This is a genomic window from Methanoculleus chikugoensis, assembly GCF_019669965.1.
Taxonomy (GTDB): domain Archaea; phylum Halobacteriota; class Methanomicrobia; order Methanomicrobiales; family Methanoculleaceae; genus Methanoculleus; species Methanoculleus chikugoensis.
Map to the genome: position 1 here is coordinate 1,886,317 of NZ_AP019781.1, position 14,578 is coordinate 1,900,894.

The following is a 14,578-nucleotide window of genomic DNA, read 5'->3' on the forward strand; positions in this document are numbered from 1 at the left end:
AGATCCTGGACTGGCAGCTGGCCGAAGGTACGACGTTCTAACGGAATGCGACTGTCCTACGGGCAGGAGCTCGAATACCAAAGGTGCGACTTCCACGGAAAATCCGCGTGAGGCACGTGCGGTCGAGAACAATCCTGGCACCCGTGGGTGTTGCCTGTCAACGCTGCTTTAAACCAACAGCCCTCCCGGCGTTTCTCCAGTCAGAAACTAAAACTATCTAAGAAAGAAAAGCCAAGCACCGATCAGACAATGCTCCTGGAGGGACGGGACATGACGACAAGCGATATGCGGGAGTTTCTGGAGACCGGCGTTATCGACGCCGGGCGGATGAGAGCGGTCGAGGGGAACGCCGTTGCGCTCGGCTACCCGTCGCTTCTGATGATGGAGAGCGCCGGGAGGGCGGTCGCGAACGCCGTCCTCGCCCAAGGTCCTTCCCGGGTCCTCGTCCTCTGCGGGAGGGGAAACAACGGCGGCGACGGGATGGTGGCGGCCCGCTACCTCCAGCACCTCGATGCGGTCGACGTCGTCTATCCCGACTGCGGCTCGACGACTGCCTCGGCCGCCGCCCAGCTCGCTCTCCTCCGGCACTGTTCCGTTGCCCTCCACCCCGTCCGGTGTGCCGCAGACGTCGAGGCGCTCTCCCGCCTCTTTGACGGCGCCGACGTCATCGTCGATGCGATGCTCGGCACCGGAGCGTCGGGCGCAGTGCGGGAACCGCTCGCGTCCCTCGTCGCCCGGGCGAACGGAAGCGGCGCCCCGGTCCTCGCCGTCGACACCCCCACCCCCGGCATCCGTGCGAGCCGGATCCTCTCGTTCCACCGCCCGAAGGTTGAGGGCGCGGACGTCGCGGATATCGGCATCCCGCTCGAGGCGGAGGTATTCACCGGCCCGGGAGACCTCACGCTTGTCCCGTCACGGAGATCGGAGGCCCACAAGGGCGCCGGCGGCGAGGTGCTCGTCGTCGGGGGCGGGCCCTACCAGGGGGCGCCCTACATCGCGGCGATGGGAGCGCTCCGCGCCGGGGCCGACATCGTGCGGGTGGCTTCGCCTGCGTACATCCCCATGCCCGACCTGATCTACGAGCGGCTGGAGGGGAAGGCGATCACCGTCGACCACCTGGAGACGATCCTCTCCCTCGTCGACCGGGCGGATGTCGTCGTCTGCGGCATGGGCCTCGGGAAGGAGAGCCACGACGTCGTGCTCGCCGTCGCGGAGGCGGCGGAGAAGGCGGTCTTTGATGCCGATGCGCTCGCCCGCCCCCTACCGGCGGCGAAAGAGACGGTCTACACCCCGCACGCAGGCGAGTTCGCCCGGATGACCGGGGCGGAGCCCCCGGCGGGTCCTGTCGCGCGCGGCCGGTGCGTGAAGGCCGCCGCAACGACCGGGACCATCCTGCTCAAGGGCCCGGTCGACGTCGTATCCGACGGTTCGCGGGTCAGGTTCAACCGGACCGGCACCCCCGCCATGACCGCCGGCGGGACGGGCGACCTCTTAGCCGGCATCGCCGGCGCGCTCCTCTGCCATCTTCCCGCGTTCGAGGCCGCCTGCCTCGCCGCGTACGTGAACGGCAGGGCCGGCATGCTTGCCGCGGAGGGGCGGGGAAGCGGCCTGCTCGCGACCGATATGCCTGACTACATTCCAGAGATCCTCTTCCGGCCCCCCGCACCGGAATGACCTCCCGATAGCCGCCTTCTTTTATCCCCTGAAAAAGAGAAGATCTCCTGCGATACACATGAGCGAGTCCGGCGAACACGGTAAGACCCCGGTCTTCACCCACATCGAGAACGACCGCGCACAGATGGTGGACATCTCGGGAAAGACCGAGGTCGTCCGGGAAGCGGTTGCGAGCGGCAGGATCTACCTCCGGAGCGAGACGCTCCGCGCCATCCGGGAAGGGACTACAGTCAAAGGCAACGTTTTAGCGACCGCACGGGTGGCGGCAACCCTCGCGGTGAAGGATACGCCGCGCCTCATCCCCATGTGCCACCCCATACCGCTTGCAGGCATCACCATCGACTTCGAGGAGGGCGACGGCTACATCGAGGCGACCGCCCGCGTGAAGTCCTACGGGAGGACGGGTGTCGAGATGGAAGCGCTCACCGGCGTCTCCGTCGCCCTCCTCACCGTCTGGGACATGGTGAAGTCGGCGGAGAAAGACGAGAACGGGCAGTATCCCGTCACCCGGATGGATGCCATCCGCGTCGTGGAGAAGCGCAAGGGAGTGTAATGCACTGCGGAATCGATCTTCCCACATGCCCCTTTGTGTGAAGGATCCGGTATCACGCGAAGCCGCGAAGAACGGTAGATGGGTTACCGGAAACTCTCCTTCGCGGCTTCGCGCTCTTCGCGTGAGGCCGTATCATCGCTTATAGGCCATTAACTCACGCGAAGTGCGAGCGCAGCGAGCTTGAGCACCGTAGGTGCGAGCCGCGAAGGACGCGAAGTTCGGTAGAGGAGTGCTGCAACTTTCCTTCGCGGCTTCGCGTCCTTCGCACCTCGCACCTTCGGTGCTCATGCTCCGTTCTTGCGGAACGTCGCACCTCGCACCTTCGGTGCTCATACTCCGTTCTTGCGGAACGTCGCACTTCGAAGACCTTCGGTCTTCTCAAACTCCGGATGTCCCATCCGTCGCTCTTCGCGTGAGGCAAAATCTCAGAATAAGGCGAGTCAATATGCCGGAGCCCCCGGTGGGCGCGGGACCCCGGGGGAATCCTTTATTTGTGCTCCCGTCAACCTGTTAGGAACCACGGGATACGTCCCGGAAAGGAATGTGGCGGAAACGCTGAACCTGAGGTGATTCTAAACATGGCAAAATCGATGTATGCCTACGTACGTGAGGCATGGAAGCGGCCCGACCGGTCGGAAGTGAAAGCCCTCCTCTGGGAGCGGCTCCAGACCTGGCGGCGCGAAGGGAGTATCGTGCGCGTGGAGCACCCGACCCGGATAGACCGGGCCCGGTCGCTCGGCTACAAGGCCAAGCAGGGGATCGTCGTCGTGCGGGTCAAGGTCCGCCGCGGCGGCCGGAGGAAGCCCCGGTACATCCGCGGGCGCAGGACCGCACGCATGGGCATGCGCCGGATGACCCCGGCAAAGAGCCTGCAGCGCATGGCCGAGGAGCGCGCATCCCGCAAGTTCCCGAACATGGAAGCCCTGAACTCCTACTGGGTCGGTGAGGACGGACGCTCCAAGTGGTTCGAGGTCATCATGGTCGACGGGCACCACCCGTCGATCAAGAGCGACCGCAACCTCGCATGGCTGGCGAACCCGGCTCACCGGGGCCGGGCAGAGCGCGGCAAGACCTCCGCCGGCATTAAGGGGCGCGGGATGCGGACGCGCGGGCGTGGAACCGAGAAGACGCGCCCGAGCATCCGTTCTCACGCGAACCGCGGCAAATAACTACTTTTTTTTCATACGGCCTACCCACGATGAAGATCACAGATGCCGGTATACATCCCTATCCTGCCGGTGACTCGACGGTTGCGCGCATGGCGCTCGAAGCGGCAGGACTCGGGTTCGATAGCGTCGTCGTTATCGGAGATGCCGCGCATCGGCCTCCCGGCATCGAGGTTCTCCGGGGAGCCGTGATCGGTGCCTCGTCCGTAAAAGAGGTTCTCAAACGGGTGCGCGATCCCGCCGTCCGGCGGGCCGACATCGTCTACGTCGACGCCGGGGATATCTCCTTCAACCGGGCGGTCGTCTCCGTCAAAGAGGTCAATGTCGTCAGGAGCATCCATGCCACCCGGAGAAACGCCTTCGACCACGTCGCCGCACGGACGGCGGCGGAGCAGGGCGTGGCGGTGGACATCTCGATGGCTCCCATCATCCACCTCCGCGGGACGAAGCGCCAGAGGGCGCTGCAGCGGTATGCGGACATCCTCTCGTTGCAGCGCCGATACGGCTTCCCGCTGACGATATCGTCGGACGCCCGGTCGATACTCGGACAGCGATCGGTTCGCGAGATCCGCGGTCTCTGCGCACTCTTCGGCATGACCGGGGCGGAAGTGACCGAAGCGTTCTCGTCCGTCGGCCGGATCGTCGAGCCGCACCGCCCCGTGAGAGTGGTCGAATGAGGCCGAGACCGCCGGCGATGCGGACGAAACGGCGCTACATCCTGGCGCGGATCCTCCCCTACGGAGTGCAGGTAGACCAGAAACAGGTCTACCTCGCGGTCATCGAGGCCGCGACCTCGCTCCTTGGCGATGCGGCCTCCGGCCTTGCGCAGCCCGCGGTGGTCTTCTGCGAAGGGGGATACGTCGTCGTCCGGTGCCGGCGGGGAACCGAGAAGGATATCGCCGTCGCGCTTGCAACGGTCACCACGGTCGCCGACGAGCGGATCGCGCTCCGGACGGTCGCCACCTCGGGGACGATCCATGCACTGCGGCGCCGGATGAGACCGATCCAGCATCTCTCCGGGGACGGGGAAGTGAAGATCGGGGAAACTTATTTCGCGGTCTATCGCTATCCGCGTCAAAAGGTTGATTTGGTTGAAAAAGGTATTAAGCATCAGAAGTCATTGTTTTTCACCGAAGGCGATTTGGAGGAACGATAATGCAACCACAATATCAGATGGGATATGACCGGGCGATCACGGTGTTCAGCCCGGACGGAAGGCTTTACCAGGTCGAGTACGCCAGAGAAGCGGTGAAACGAGGCACGACGGCCGTCGGAATCAAATGCAGCGAAGGCGTCGTGCTGATCGTCGATAAGAGGGTGACGTCCCGTCTCCTTGAACCAGTCTCCATCGAGAAGATCTTCAAGATTGACTCGCATATCGGCGTTGCGTCCTCCGGCCTCGTCGGCGATGCGCGGTCTCTCGTGGACCGGGCCCGGGTCGAGGCACAGATCAATCGTGTCTCCTACAACGAGCCGATCAACGTCGAGACCCTCGCGAAAAAGCTCTGCGACCATATGCAGACCTACACCCAGTTCGGCGGTGCACGCCCCTACGGGACCGCTCTCCTGATCGCAGGAGTCAGCGACGGGGAGGCCCGTCTCTTCGAGACCGATCCGAGCGGCACGCTGCTCGAGTACAAGGCGACCGGCATCGGCACGGGCAGACCTGCCGTCATGAAGGTATTCGAGGACGAGTACCGGGAGGATGCGGACTTCGCCGGCGCCATCGGGCTCGGGATCAAGGCCCTGCACGCCGCGACGGAGGGCAAGCTCGACGTGGGCGCCATCGAGATCGGCATCGTCTCCATCGAGACCCGGGAGTTCCGGAAACTGGAGAAGGACGAGGTAAAGGCATACGTCGACCAGTTCGAAGAGTGAGCGTCATCCGTATGATTCCTCTCGACCAGGCAGTAGTAGCGCGGCTTGAGAGCCACGGAGAACGGTTCGAGGTCCTCGTCGACCCCAACCAGGCCATGCGCATCCGGCAGGGCGAAGAGATCGACCTGGAGAATGTCGTCGCCGCCGACTCCATCTTTTCGAACGCCGCCCATGCCGAACGGGCCTCCGAAGAGGCTCTCCTGAAGGTCTTCAAGACGACCGAGTTCGAGCAGGCAGCGCTCCGGATCATCCAGAAGGGCGAGATCCACCTTACGGCGGAGCAGCGCCGTCACCTCATCGCGGAGAAGCGGAACCGGGTCGTCACGTTCATATCGAGGAACGCCGTCAACCCGCAGTCAGGGTTCCCTCACCCGCCGCAGCGCATCGAACTTGCGATGGAAGAGGCGAGGGTGAACATCGACCCCTTCAAGTCCGTCGAGGAGCAGGTCAAAGACGTGGTCAAGGCGCTCCGCCCGCTCCTCCCCATCCGGTTCGAGGAGATCCGGATCGCCGTGAAGATCCCGGCGGATTATACCGCAAGGGCGTACGAGATCACGACCGCGGGGACACTCGAACGGGATGAGTGGCAGAAGGACGGATCCTGGATCGCGGTCGTCAGAATTCCAGCGGGTATCCAGGAGGAGTTCTACGACCTGGTGAACAAGGTTTCCAAGGGGAATGCGGAGACCCGGATCGTCGAACGGGTGTCGTGAGTAACTATATTAATCGACAGCACAAAAATTAGAGGACATACAAGAGGTACGCGAAATGGCAAGTCGCAAACAGAGTGCAAAGGGCAGGGTAGTCGGAAGTTCCGGGCGTTTCGGCCCGAGGTATGGCCGGTTTATCCGGAAGAGAGTCAACCAGATCGAGGCGGTCTCCCGCGCGAGCCATGCGTGCCCCCGCTGCGATCAGGTAGCGGTCAAGCGTGAGGGAACGGGCATCTGGACGTGCCGCAAGTGCGGATTCAAGTTTGCAGGCGGCAGCTATGTCCCGGAGACGCCGGCGATGCGCATCGCCGCGCGGAGCATCGAGCGGTCGCTGCAGAAGGAGGGGTAACCGGTCGTGGCTGCCTATAAGTGCGCTCGCTGTAAACAAAAAGTGGAGATTGACGTCAATATACGCTGCCCCTACTGTGGGCACCGCATCCTCTTCAAGGAACGCGGAGCCGGAATAAAAGATCTGAAGGCTCGATGACGGTCGTCACGACGTCGCGTAAACCGGCTCCCGAGGTGCGCACCCTTGCGCGGGACATGGCGTTCTCGATCGGCGCCGAATACGTCACCCGCGGCAAAGCGGGCATGGGCGACCTCTTTTCCCATGACGGGCCGGTTCTGATCGTCTCGAAATCCGGCCCTTTTTTTCTGATTCAGGTGTATGACGGCGGAGAACCGGCGGCGGAGATCCGGGTCCGGTCGTTTACCGTCGAGGAGCGGGCCGGAACGATCGCCCGCGGACTCTTCGTCTCGGATCGCTTCGTGTACGAGGCGCTCAAGGATCACGCCGACGTCGTGTTTGCCGGGGAGTCCCTTACGGGACACCGGATCGTCTTTGACGGGACGCAACGAAGGCGCTACACCCTGGAGGTGGCTCCATGACGCATACGGCAGTCTTCCGGTTCGCGACCCCCGATGCCCGCGCCCTCTACCTCTCCGTCTGCCAGGAGATGGGCGACGTGGGCGACCGGTCGTCCGTCCGGGTCGGGCTCGCGGACGACGATACGCTCGTCCTCGAGGTGAGCGCCACCGATATACCCGCGCTCAGGGCGGCCTTAAACACCTGGCTTCGGCTGATCACGATAGCAGTCGAGATGCGGGAGATTGCCGTCCCGTCCGGTGCGTCCCCGTAAAGGGGCAGACGCCGGGCGCAGGCCGAAGATCCCCCCGTTGAACCCTCATATTTTAAAGGCTTCACGCCCCTATCATGTAGAGAAAGGGCAGAGGGCCGGGAAGGCCGCTGTCCGCCACCCGAGATACTGTCACCGATCTTCATCCCATTTGAGGAGTAGATGAATATGGAAAACATCCCGCCAAAAGTGCAGAACCAGCTGGCGATGCTTCAGCAGATGCAGCAGCAGCTCCAGACCGTGGTATCGCAGAAAGCGCAGTATGAAATGACGATCCGCGAAGCAAGGCGCGCGGTCGAAGACCTGGCCGACGTCCCCGAGGATGCGGCGGTCTTCATGAACGTCGGCAGCGTCATGATGCAGAAGAGCAAGGAGCAGGTGCTCGCGTCCCTGAACGAACGCATCGAGACGCTCGATCTCCGCATCAAGTCGCTTGAGAAGCAGGAGAAGGCGCTGCAGGGCAGGTTCGAGCAGTTATCCTCGCAGATCAGGGGAGCGCTGGAAGGAAAACAGCAGCCTCCCGGCTCCCTCTGATCCGTCAATTTTTTTTGAAAAGGGCTTTGTTGAAATTCTCTCTCGATTCACGCGAAGAGCGACGCTCCTCGCACCTAACGCTGCTTACGTTCGTTATCGCTCACGCCTCGAAGACCTGCAGTCCTCTCGAACTCTGTTCTTTCAGAACATCGTTCTCCGGAGCGGCGTTGGAGCACCGTAGGTGTGAGGTGCGATGTTCCGATAGAAACAGAGCAGGAGAAGCCATCAGGCTCCGAGGCGCGAAGAAAGCGAAGTGTTACTTCCCTGTAGTGGAAGGAGCATGAGCGCCGGTAGGAACGACGTTCCTAGAGGAACGGAGTTCGAGCACCGAAGGTGCGAGGTGTGGGAGGTTGTCGATGCCCATCCAGACTTCGCGTCTTCGCGCCTTCGCGCGAGGCCACATCACCGATGATTCGTCTTTGGCGATGTATGGATAATCCAAAGACCTCTGTTGGTAACCGGGCTTATCCGGAGATAGACCAGAACAAGGAGTGAGTCGTTCACTCCTCCTGTTCGCGGTCGTGCTTGTGCGTCCGGCAGACGAGGTTGATCGCGTTGATCACCGCCTCGACCGATGCGAGGATGATGTCGTCGCTCGATGCGCTGGCATCGAAGACCCGGCCCCGCTCGTCCTCGACGGCGATGGTAACGTGCCCGAGAGCATCGGTGCCGCCGGAGATCGCCTCGATGCTGAACTCCTTCAGGTGAACCGGGGCCGGGATGATCCCGAGGATCGCCCGCACGGCCGCGTCCACCGGGCCGTTGCCGACGCTCGAGAAGATGTGCTCGACCCCATCGACGGTCGCCCTGACGCTTGCCGTCGGGATGGCGTGGTTGCCGGTCATGATGGCGACGTCCCGGAGCTCCAGGGTCTTCTCGTCGGGCGCGATCTGCATGACGCTCTCCGCGATCTCGTAGAGGTCCGCGTCCGTCACCCGCTTGCCCTTGCCGGCAATCGCCTTCACCCGGAGGACGATCTCGTCGAGCTGTTCGTCGGCGGGCTCCATGTGCACCTCGGCGAGCATCTGCTTGACCGCATGCCTCCCGGCGTGTTTGCCGAGTTTCAGCCTGCGCCGGTGCCCGACCATCTCCGGCGTCATGATCCCCGGCTCGAACGTGTCCGAACGGGTGATGACGCCGTGGGAGTGGATCCCGCTCTCGTGGGCAAAAGCGTTCTCGCCGACGATCGGGTACGTTGCCGGGATGCTCAGCCCCGCGTAGCGGGCGACGAGCCGCGAGGTCTCGACGAGGCCGGTCGTCCGGATACCGGTATCGATACCGTAGATGGACGAGAGCGCCATCACCGTCTGCGCGAGGTCGGCGTTGCCCGCCCGCTCGCCGATGCCGTTCACCGTCACCTGCACCTGGGAGGCGCCGGCCTCGACCGCCGCGATGGTGTTCGCCACCGCAAGCCCGAAGTCGTTGTGGCAGTGGACGTCGATCGGACAGTTCACCTCGCGGTCGATCCGCTCAATGAGGCGTTTCATGGCCGTCGGGGTGATCACGCCGACCGTGTCGGGCACGTTGATGATCGTCGCTCCGGCGTCCACCGCAACACGGTATACCTCTATCAGGTAATCCCAGTCGGTCCTCGTGGCATCCATCGCGGAGAACATGCACCGGTCGACGTGGTCGCGCGCATACGCGATGATGTCGCCGGTGGACTCGAGGACCTGCTCGCGGGTCTTTTTGATCGTGTACTCGCGCTGGACGTCGGAGGTCGGGATGAAGACGTGGACCATGTCGACGCCGCAGTCGATGCACGCATCCACATCGGCCCGGAGCGACCGCGCAAGGCCGCAGACCTGTGCGGAGAGCCCGAGGTTCGTGATGGCCCGGACTATCTCGCGTTCGGCATCCGAGGATGCGGGAAAGCCCGCTTCGATGGCGTGGACTCCTATTCCGGAGAGCTGTTCAGCAATACCGAGTTTCTCTTCGAGCGTGAACGAGATGCCCGGTGTTTGTTCACCGTCGCGCAGTGTGGTGTCGAAAACAGTGACGTTCTTGTTCGCACGGCTATCGGTGAAGAAGACAGTACGCTTCAGCGTTCCTGCGTGCTTCAGCGTTTGTAGGGTTCATACTTACTCGTTATTCGAGGTTGTATATAAAGAATAACGTCCGCGTTCTAGCGTCCCCCGTGGATTCTGCGAAATCTTTAATAACCACTCGATCTAACATTATTAGAGCAGAGACCCGCCTTAACTCAGACTGGTAGAGTGCGCGGCTGTAGTATGGTCTTCGCTCTCGGGCGAACTGCGCGGCTACCGCGATGTCCCCGGTTCGAATCCGGGAGGCGGGATCACCTCGAACATTGAGTGCCCAGGTAGTGTAGTGGCCTATCATGACGGCCTGTCACGCCGTCGACACGGATTCGAATTCCGTCCTGGGCGTCACTTTCTTTCACTTTTCCCGGTTTCAACAGAGCGATCCGTCTCCCGTAGAAGGCGGGCGGCATCCTCCCGGGACGCACCGGGAACCCTCTCTTAACCCGCAATAATCCTCGAACTCGTAGTCCGGCAGGTATCGTTATTGAGAATGGTTATATAGTAGGATTTATTTTTATTCTCCAGGTAAAATATATATACCTTGATGCAGTATCCGGTGTCATGCACGTTCAAGGAAAATGGATCGCGAGCGATCCCTTATTCAACGCTCTGGGGACGCTCATCCTCGGGACGGGTCTCTTTGTTCTGGCAAGTCTGGCTATATATGCTTCCAGATTTCTGACCTGACGGTAGAAGGGGGCCGCAGGGATACGGTGCCTGCAGCGGACCCGGCGGCCCTAAGCACTTATTACAAATCCGTCTCAACGTGTGATGTACGTCCCGGCTCACGCTGCGGAAGTGATGGAACCATGACACATAGCATATCCCCTGAACCTGGAGACGACCGTTTGGACCTGCAGACCCTGATCTCCCGGCTCTCCGACCGGGACAAGACCGTCCGGGCGGAAGCGATGCACGGGCTCGTGGCGACGGGAAAACCCGCCGTGCCCGCCTGCATTGCCCTGCTATCGGACGGCGACTGGAAGGTGCGGTATCGCGCGGCGGAGGCCCTCGGGCTGCTCGGCGATGGCGAGGCGTATGCGCCCCTCGTTGCCGCCCTCGACGACGAAAAAGATCACGTCCGCTACATGGCGGCGAAGGGGCTCGGGCTGCTCGGCGACTCCCGGGCGGTCGGGCTGCTCGGGCGGATGCGAGACGACGAGAACGAGTTCGTTCGACGGAGCGCAGCCCGCTCGCTCGGCACCATCGGCGGCGAGGATGCGGTTTTAGCGCTTCGTAAGGCGCTCGAAGGCGAGACGACGGATGGCGTCCGGGCGGCAATCATCGAGGCGCTCCGCGATGCCGGTGTGGATACAGCGCTTCACTGATCCGTCATTCTTCGCGTGAGTTACTTGCAGGGGGGATAATAATACAGTCTCACGCGAAGAACGCGAAGCCGCGAAGAGCGCGAAGATCGGTTATCCGAGAGCGACTCCCCTTCGCGGCTTCGCGTGAGCAAACAGGTACAGATAACGATACAGCCTCACGCGAAGAGCGCGAAGTCAAGACAAGTTCCGGGCGCTCCGTCCGTCGCGACCGGTATGCGACCGTCCCGCTCCATACCCGGTGTCAGGGTTGGCAAAGCACCGGATCCCGGCAAGGCCCCGCAGGTGTCCGCTGCAAAAGAGTAAGATGTATCAGGACCGGGCGACCTCGCCCGGTGCGCTCTTCTTCCGGCAGACGGCATCGATCACGCCGTGCTGCACGTTGTAGAAACTGTGCAGTATGTCGATCTCGCAGTCGAGATCGATGACCGTCTCCTCGTCACCGCCGGTGCAGAGGGTCACGGAGTCTTCCTGGAACGTAACGTATGGGGCACCGTCCGCCCGGGCATCCGCCACCGCGGTGATGTAGATGCAGTCGTCCCCTTCGACCACCTCGACGTCGGACTCGCCCTCCCCGTCTCCGGCGAAATCGGGGTAGGAAGCTCCATCGGGCATTCCGCCGATGATGGTGAACCCGATGATCTTCGGGTCGCAGGGCGGCATCTCGCTCAAGATCTTCTCCATCAGCCGCGCGATGTCTCGAAACATTTCGTCGTATGGGTTATTCGCCATGTGTACCACGTATCCGGTATCGGTCGTTGATCTGCTCGACAACCTCCTTGCGTACGAGGTTGCCCAATCTCTGTTTCAGCTCATCCGTGGACAGGCTGCTCACTTCCTTGAGTTCCACGAGGCGCAGGTCGGCATGGGAGAGGGCGAGGATGATCTCCATATCCCCGTCGTCGGTGACGAAGTTCCCCCGCATGCGCATGACCTCGGCGAACCTCGATTCGATCTCCCGCTCCAGTTGTTCGAGGTTATCCAGAAGTTCGTCGTGGGCCCGAACCATCCTCCTGAATGCCCCGAGGTTTCTTGCAAATCGTGTTCTCTGGTTCTCTTCAACGGAGGGGAGCGTAACCCCGTCCTGCTTCTGCAGGTTTACGATGACATTGATGTCATGTGAGAGGTAGTAATACTTTCGCCTGCGTTCATCCTGGCAGGATACGAGGATCTGCTCGCGCTCCATCAACTGCAGGTGTTCTATCACCGCTTTCGGACTGAGCACCAACCGCTCGGAGATCTCGGTCACAAAACACGGTTTCTGTCTCAGCAGTTCTATTATTCGCCGCCTGTTCCGGTTTCCCAGGATATCGAGGAGACGGGAAACCTCACTGCCCTCGAGCATATTTACTAAATGTTAGTGATTCAACCATAAAAAAAGATCATTCGAAGAGGCGGTAGTTCGGTGCCTCGTCGGTGATCATGATGTTGTGCGGGTGGCTCTCGCCGTACCCCGCAGACGTGATCCTGAGGAATCTGCCATTTTTCTTCAGATCCGCCACCGTCTTCGAACCCGTGTAGCCCATGGCGGACTTCAGGCCGCCGACGAGCTGGTAGATGACGTCCGCGACCCGGCCGACGTAGGGCGTGACCCCCTCGACGCCCTCGGGGACGAACTTGGTTCTCCCAATCTCCTTCTTCTGGAAGTAGCGGTCGCTCGACTCGCCGCTGCTCATGACGCCGAGCGATCCCATCCCGCGGTACTGCTTGTAGCGCCGGCCCTTGATCGTCGTGACCCTCCCCGGCGCCTCGTCGGTGCCGGCAAAGAGGCTGCCCGCCATGATGCAGTCCGCACCTGCGGCGATCGCCTTCGCGATGTCCCCGGAGTAGCGGATGCCGCCGTCGGCGATCACTGGAACGTCGGCCTCGTGCGCCACCTCCGCGACGTTTGCTATCGCGGAGACCTGCGGCACGCCCACGCCCGCGACGATCCGGGTCGTGCAGATGGAGCCCGGCCCGATACCGACCTTCAGCCCGTCCACCATCCCGGCAAGGGTCGAGGCCGCCCGCTTCGTCGCGATGTTCCCGGCCACCACGTCGACGGCGACGCTCGCCTTGATCTCGCCGACCGCTTTGACGACGTTCATGTTGTGGCCGTGAGCGCAGTCCACCACCAGGGCGTCGACCCCCGCCTCGACGAGCATCATCGCCCGGTTGAAGTCGAAGGGGCCGACCGCGGCGGCGACCCGGAGTTTCCCGTTGGCATCGCGGTTCGCGCGGGGATACTGCCTCTTTTCGAGGATATCCCGCATCGTGATGATGCCGACCAGGCACCCTTCCGCGTCCACGACCGGGAGACGCTCGACCTTGTTCGCATACATCGTCTCGAGCGCGTTCTCCGCCGTGATGTCCTCGGAAGCCGTGATCAGTTTCTTCGTCATGTAGCCGGTGATCTTCGCCTCGCCGCGTTTCGGGAGGATCGCCCTGATGTCCCTGCGGCTGACGATACCGATCACCTTGTCGTTCTCGATGACGGGCACGCCCCCGATACCGTACTGCCGCATGATCCGCTCCACGTCGGTGACCGTGGCCTCGGGATCGACCGCCACGACCTCGCGCTCGATCAGGTCTTCGGCCTGCTTGACGATCCTGACCTCGGCGGCCTCGCGATCCGCAGGCATATTCCGGTGGATGACACCGATGCCGCCTTCGCGGGCCATGGTTATCGCCATCACCGACTCGGTCACGGTATCCATGGCGGCGCTCACGAGAGGGATATTCAGGGGGATATTGCGCGAGAACCGCGACCTGACATCGGCCTCGTCGGGCTCGACCCATGATTCGGCGGGCTCAAGAAGCACGTCGTCGAACGTAAATGTTGTTTCCATCTCCATCTTCTCGCTGTACATACGTCACCTGAGCATCATCATTGCTTTCTCCACCAGTTCCGCCCTGACCGCCGTTGAGCGATCGCCTCCGCAGACCATCCCCCGGACACCGATGATCTCGGGGTCGATCCGCTTTAAGGCATCGAGGTCCTCGAACTTCAGCGAGCCGGCAAGAGCCGTCTGCAACCCGAGTTCCCGGTTCCGCGCGGTGAACTGGTCCAGTGTCTCCTTGTCCATGAACTCAAAGAGACTCTTCCCATCCTTAATACCGGTGTCGATCATGGCGATGTCGGCCCCGGCGTCAGCGACCAGAGAACTGATCGCGAACGGCGGGATCGTGCCCATCCTCGCAAAATCGGCATAGGCCGCGATGACGACGTATTTCTCGGGAAACTCGCGCTTCACCGCCGTGGTCACCGCCTCGATGACTTCGCGGGCACGGTCGTCCCCGTCGAACATCAGGCCGACTTTGATGTAATCGGCACCGGCGTGCGCTGCGCCGTATGCAGAAAGAGCTGCGGTTCCCGGTTTATACTCATTGTCCCCGATTGCAGCGCTGACAGGCTTCTTGCCGGCGATCTCCTTGATTCCCCGGATGATCCAGGGAAAATTCGCGCCCAGCGACCCTTCCGAGGGTTTCTTTACGTCGATGATGTCAGCGGAAAGCGAGCTTCTTGCCTCCTCAATGCTGCTTGGACTGACGAGTAATTGCATAGAAATTAATGATCC

Annotated in this window: 18 protein-coding genes and 2 tRNA genes; 15 read left to right on the top strand and 5 right to left on the bottom strand. The window is 62.1% G+C overall.

The window, feature by feature from the left end:
- Positions 1–270 precede the first annotated feature (270 nt).
- From MchiMG62_RS09495 to MchiMG62_RS09550, 12 genes are all read left to right on the top strand, one after another.
- Positions 271–1,674: an NAD(P)H-hydrate dehydratase gene (locus tag MchiMG62_RS09495; protein ID WP_221056747.1), complete on the top strand. Its 1,404-nt coding sequence runs from the start codon at positions 271–273 to the stop codon at positions 1,672–1,674.
- 58 nt (positions 1,675–1,732) lie between these two features.
- A complete protein-coding gene (moaC, locus tag MchiMG62_RS09500; protein WP_221056748.1) occupies positions 1,733–2,227 on the top strand; it encodes a cyclic pyranopterin monophosphate synthase MoaC in 495 nt (164 codons plus the stop codon).
- A 578-nt stretch (positions 2,228–2,805) separates the two neighbouring features.
- The gene (locus MchiMG62_RS09505) at positions 2,806–3,396 is read left to right on the top strand and encodes a 50S ribosomal protein L15e (RefSeq protein WP_221056749.1); all 591 of its coding nucleotides are present in this window, start codon (positions 2,806–2,808) and stop codon (positions 3,394–3,396) included.
- Positions 3,397–3,425: 29 nt separating this feature from the next.
- Complete coding sequence (locus MchiMG62_RS09510) at positions 3,426–4,070, top strand: RNase P subunit p30 family protein (RefSeq protein WP_221056750.1); 645 nt, start codon at positions 3,426–3,428, stop codon at positions 4,068–4,070.
- Positions 4,067–4,549 carry an Rpp14/Pop5 family protein gene (locus MchiMG62_RS09515; protein WP_221056751.1) on the top strand — a complete coding sequence of 161 codons (483 nt, stop codon included), beginning with the start codon at positions 4,067–4,069 and terminating at the stop codon, positions 4,547–4,549. The genes MchiMG62_RS09510 and MchiMG62_RS09515 overlap by 4 nt, the downstream gene beginning before the upstream one ends.
- Positions 4,549–5,271: an archaeal proteasome endopeptidase complex subunit alpha gene (psmA, locus tag MchiMG62_RS09520; RefSeq protein WP_221056752.1), complete on the top strand. Its 723-nt coding sequence runs from the start codon at positions 4,549–4,551 to the stop codon at positions 5,269–5,271. Before MchiMG62_RS09515 ends, psmA begins: the two co-directional genes overlap by 1 nt.
- Positions 5,272–5,282: 11 nt before the next feature.
- A complete protein-coding gene (locus tag MchiMG62_RS09525; RefSeq protein WP_221056753.1) occupies positions 5,283–5,984 on the top strand; it encodes a ribosome assembly factor SBDS in 702 nt (233 codons plus the stop codon).
- Positions 5,985–6,039: 55 nt separating this feature from the next.
- Entirely contained in the window at positions 6,040–6,330 is a 291-nt protein-coding gene (locus tag MchiMG62_RS09530) for a 50S ribosomal protein L37ae (protein WP_221056754.1), read from the top strand.
- Between the two features lie 6 nt (positions 6,331–6,336).
- Positions 6,337–6,468, top strand: a complete 132-nt coding sequence (locus tag MchiMG62_RS09535) for a DNA-directed RNA polymerase subunit P (protein ID WP_011844513.1) — start codon at positions 6,337–6,339, stop codon at positions 6,466–6,468.
- Positions 6,465–6,869, top strand: coding sequence for a Brix domain-containing protein (locus MchiMG62_RS09540; RefSeq protein ID WP_221056755.1), 405 nt, complete (start codon positions 6,465–6,467; stop codon positions 6,867–6,869). The genes MchiMG62_RS09535 and MchiMG62_RS09540 overlap by 4 nt, the downstream gene beginning before the upstream one ends.
- Positions 6,866–7,120 carry a KEOPS complex subunit Pcc1 gene (locus tag MchiMG62_RS09545; RefSeq protein ID WP_221056756.1) on the top strand — a complete coding sequence of 85 codons (255 nt, stop codon included), beginning with the start codon at positions 6,866–6,868 and terminating at the stop codon, positions 7,118–7,120. The genes MchiMG62_RS09540 and MchiMG62_RS09545 overlap by 4 nt, the downstream gene beginning before the upstream one ends.
- Before the next feature lie 165 nt (positions 7,121–7,285).
- Positions 7,286–7,651 (top strand): prefoldin subunit beta, encoded by a 366-nt coding sequence (locus tag MchiMG62_RS09550; RefSeq protein WP_054847688.1) that lies wholly within the window; start codon positions 7,286–7,288, stop codon positions 7,649–7,651.
- A 500-nt stretch (positions 7,652–8,151) separates the two neighbouring features.
- Here MchiMG62_RS09550 and MchiMG62_RS09555 read toward each other — a convergent pair whose 3' ends face one another.
- Positions 8,152–9,696, bottom strand: coding sequence for a 2-isopropylmalate synthase (locus tag MchiMG62_RS09555; protein ID WP_221058745.1), 1,545 nt, complete (start codon positions 9,694–9,696; stop codon positions 8,152–8,154).
- Between the two features lie 147 nt (positions 9,697–9,843).
- Between MchiMG62_RS09555 and MchiMG62_RS09560 the strand changes: the two genes are divergently transcribed.
- From MchiMG62_RS09560 to MchiMG62_RS09570, 3 genes are all read left to right on the top strand, one after another.
- Positions 9,844–9,950, top strand: a tRNA-Tyr gene (locus tag MchiMG62_RS09560).
- An 18-nt stretch (positions 9,951–9,968) separates the two neighbouring features.
- Positions 9,969–10,041 (top strand) — tRNA-Asp (locus MchiMG62_RS09565).
- Between the two features lie 503 nt (positions 10,042–10,544).
- A complete protein-coding gene (locus MchiMG62_RS09570) occupies positions 10,545–11,024 on the top strand; it encodes a HEAT repeat domain-containing protein (protein ID WP_244987669.1) in 480 nt (159 codons plus the stop codon).
- Positions 11,025–11,333: 309 nt separating this feature from the next.
- On the opposite strand, the gene MchiMG62_RS09575 is transcribed toward MchiMG62_RS09570, so the two are convergent.
- Genes MchiMG62_RS09575 through MchiMG62_RS09590 form a run of 4 tightly spaced genes read right to left on the bottom strand, consistent with a single transcriptional unit; the run spans position 11,334 to position 14,563 of the window.
- Positions 11,334–11,729 carry a hypothetical protein gene (locus tag MchiMG62_RS09575; RefSeq protein ID WP_221056758.1) on the bottom strand — a complete coding sequence of 132 codons (396 nt, stop codon included), beginning with the start codon at positions 11,727–11,729 and terminating at the stop codon, positions 11,334–11,336.
- A gap of 13 nt (positions 11,730–11,742) precedes the next feature.
- A complete protein-coding gene (locus tag MchiMG62_RS09580; protein WP_221056759.1) occupies positions 11,743–12,366 on the bottom strand; it encodes an ArsR/SmtB family transcription factor in 624 nt (207 codons plus the stop codon).
- A 37-nt stretch (positions 12,367–12,403) separates the two neighbouring features.
- On the bottom strand, positions 12,404–13,870 hold the full coding sequence (gene guaB / locus MchiMG62_RS09585; RefSeq protein ID WP_221056760.1) for an IMP dehydrogenase: 1,467 nt from the start codon (positions 13,868–13,870) through the stop codon (positions 12,404–12,406).
- Between the two features lie 3 nt (positions 13,871–13,873).
- Complete coding sequence (locus MchiMG62_RS09590; RefSeq protein ID WP_221056761.1) at positions 13,874–14,563, bottom strand: (5-formylfuran-3-yl)methyl phosphate synthase; 690 nt, start codon at positions 14,561–14,563, stop codon at positions 13,874–13,876.
- Between the last annotated feature and the right edge of the window lie 15 nt (positions 14,564–14,578).